At 71.7% G+C, this 2,761-nt stretch carries 4 protein-coding genes; 3 read left to right on the forward strand and 1 reads right to left on the reverse strand.

Annotation, left to right across the window (positions count from 1 at the left end):
- Positions 1-491, forward strand: a 491-nt coding sequence (locus JGS39_RS38605; protein ID WP_219574434.1) for a class F sortase, incomplete at its 5' end; no start/stop codon positions are given.
- Positions 472-930 (forward strand): VOC family protein, encoded by a 459-nt coding sequence (locus JGS39_RS38610; protein WP_219574435.1) that lies wholly within the window; start codon positions 472-474, stop codon positions 928-930. The genes JGS39_RS38605 and JGS39_RS38610, both read left to right, overlap by 20 nt.
- A 1-nt stretch (position 931) precedes the next feature.
- On the opposite strand, the gene JGS39_RS38615 is transcribed toward JGS39_RS38610, so the two are convergent.
- Complete coding sequence (locus JGS39_RS38615; protein WP_219574436.1) at positions 932-1,807, reverse strand: helix-turn-helix transcriptional regulator; 876 nt, start codon at positions 1,805-1,807, stop codon at positions 932-934.
- A gap of 141 nt (positions 1,808-1,948) precedes the next feature.
- Here JGS39_RS38615 and JGS39_RS38620 point away from each other — a divergent pair.
- Positions 1,949-2,761 (forward strand): NAD(P)H-dependent oxidoreductase (locus JGS39_RS38620; protein WP_219574437.1); only part of this gene is annotated, 813 nt, incomplete at its 3' end.

The following is a 2,761-nucleotide window of genomic DNA, read 5'->3' on the forward strand; positions in this document are numbered from 1 at the left end:
CCCTTCGCGTCGACATCCCCGCCCTCCAGGTCAGCGCGCCCCTGGTGGACCTGACCCTGGACGACCGGGGCAAGCTCGGCGTGCCCGACCCGGCGGCACGCAATCTGGCCGGCTGGTACCGGGACGGGGTGGCCCCCGGCTCCCCCGGCACCGCGATCGTGGTCGCCCACGTCGACACCCCGACCGGCCCGGCCGCCTTCGCCGGGCTCGACACGCTGCGCTCCGGCGCGACGGTCGACGTGCGGCGGTCCGACGGGACGGTCGCGGCCTTCCGCGTCTACGCGATCGAGGAGTTCGAGAAGAGCGACTTCCCCAGCGCCCGCGTCTACGGCCCGGCGAAGGACGCCCAACTCCGCCTGCTCACCTGCGGCGGTGCCTACGATCCGGCCGCGGGCGGCTACCAGTCGAACGTGGTCGCCTTCGCCCGGCTCGTAGCGATTCACCCACCGGAATCAACCCTTCCGGGCAAGAATGACCCGCATGACTCTTGACTGGAAAGTCGTCATCGACGCCGCGGACCCGCACGCCCAGGCGGGCTTCTGGTCCGCGGCTCTCGGCTACGAGATCGAGGACAACAGCCCCTTGGTCGAACGCCTCCTGGGCCTCGGAGCCGTACCGGAGGCGATCACGACGACCGCACACGGACGGCGTGCCTGGCTCGACCTGGCGGCGGTACGGCATCCGGACGACCCCTTCGAGCCGGAGAGCGGGACGGGGCTCGGGCGGCGGCTGCTGTTCCAGCGTGTACCGGAGCCCAAGACGGTGAAGAACCGCCTCCACCTCGACCTGCACGCCGGACCCGAGCGCCGGGACGCGGAGGTGGCCCGGCTGGAGAAGCTGGGCGCGAAGGTGCTCCGCGAGGTGGCGGAGCAGGGCGGGACGTGGACGGTGCTCAGCGACCCGGAGGACAACGAGTTCTGCGTGCAGTGAGTTACTCGCGGACCTGACGCGCGCTCGCCGAAGACCGGCCGTCCACCGCGGGCCGCGCGTCCTCGCCGTCCGCGCCGAGCCCCGCGAGAAGGCGCAGCCCGTCCTCGGCGGGGCTTCCGGGGGCCGCCGACAGCACCAGCAGCTCCATGCCGGAGTCGTCCGGCAACGCGAAGTTCTCCTGGTGCAGTTCCAGCAGTCCGACCAGCGGATGCCGGTACGCCTTGCGGCCGTGGGTCCGGGCGCGCACGTCCGCGCGGGCCCAGAGCCGGCGGAAGCGTTCGCTGCCCATCGCCAGCTCGCCGATGAGCGAGGCCAGGCGGGGATCCTCGGGATATCTGCCGGCAGCCAGGCGCAGGTGCCCGACCGCGTCGAGCGTGCAGGTCTCCCAGTCCGCGTAGAGGCCGCGCTCGGTCTCCTCCAGGAAGAGATGCCGGGCGGTGTTCAGCCCCGGCACGGGCAGGCCGTACAGCAGCCCCGCGAGACGGTTCCCGGCGAGCACGTCCAGGCGGTGGTCCATGATCAGCGCGGGTGCGTCGACGACCAGATCCAGGACCCGCAGCACCTCCGGCCGCACCCGCCCGCCCGGCGCCTTCGCACGGCGCCGCCGCTGGCGGGCGAGGCGGTGGAGGTGCTCGCGTTCGGTCTCGTCGAGGCCGAGGACGCGGGCGAGCGCGTCGAGGACCTGCTCGGAGGGCTGGGTGGCCCGGCCCTGCTCCAGGCGTACGTAGTAGTCGACGCTGACTCCGGACAGGTGTGCGACCTCTTCCCGGCGCAGCCCCTCGACCCGGCGGCGGCTGTCGGTCGGGATGCCGACGTCCGCCGGGTCGACCCGGGAGCGCCGGGTCCGCAGGAAGCCCGCGAGATCGAGATCGTCCATTCCTCCAGTATCACCGCGGTACGGCCCGTGAGGGTGGCCCTGCCAGTCCCAGGAAGTCCGGTCCGACGGAAGAGGCGCCCCTGAACAGCGGGCGCCAGGACGCCTTGAATCGAGGGCACCGACCTTCTCGAAGGAGTTCCGATGAAGACACTGATCGTCCACGCCCACCCCGAGCCGAAGTCGCTCAACAGCTCGCTGAAGGACCTCGCCGTGTCCACGCTGGAGGCCGCCGGCCACGAGGTGCGGGTGAGTGATCTGTACGCGATGGACTGGAAGCCGGTCGTGGACGCCGCGGACTACGGCCCCGACGCGTCGAGCCCACTGAGCGTCGCCCGGGACTCGGGCCGGGCCTTCGACGCAGGCACGCTCACCCCGGACGTCCGCGCCGAGCAGGAGAAGCTGCTGTGGGCCGACACGGTCATCTTCCAGTTCCCGCTGTGGTGGTACTCGATGCCCGCGATCCTCAAGGGCTGGGTGGACCGGGTGTTCACCTTTCACTTCGCGTACGGCGTCGGCGAGCACAACGAGACCAAGTACGGCGAGCGCTACGGCGAAGGCACCCTCGCGGGCCGCAGGGCCCTGCTGTCGGTCACGGTCGGCGGCCAGGAGTCGCACTACACCGCGCGCGGGATCAACGGCCCCATCGACGACCTGCTGTTCCCCATCCAGCACGGCATCCTCTACTACCCGGGCATCGAGGTACTGCCCCCGTTCGTGCTCTACGGCACCGACCGGATGACCGGCGAGGACTTCCCGGACGCCGCCAAGGCCTGGGAACAGCGCCTGCTCACACTGGAGTCGACGGAGCCGATCGCGTTCCGCCGCCAGAACTTCGGTGACTACGAGATCCCGTCACTGCACCTGAAGGACGGCCTGGAGCCGGCGGGCCGCACGGGCTTCGGCCGCGTACGTGGAGTCCGAAGCCCGTGCGGCCCGCCGGCTCCAGGCCGTCCT

The organism is Streptomyces poriferorum (assembly GCF_019399235.1).
Taxonomy (GTDB): Bacteria; Actinomycetota; Actinomycetes; order Streptomycetales; family Streptomycetaceae; genus Streptomyces; species Streptomyces poriferorum.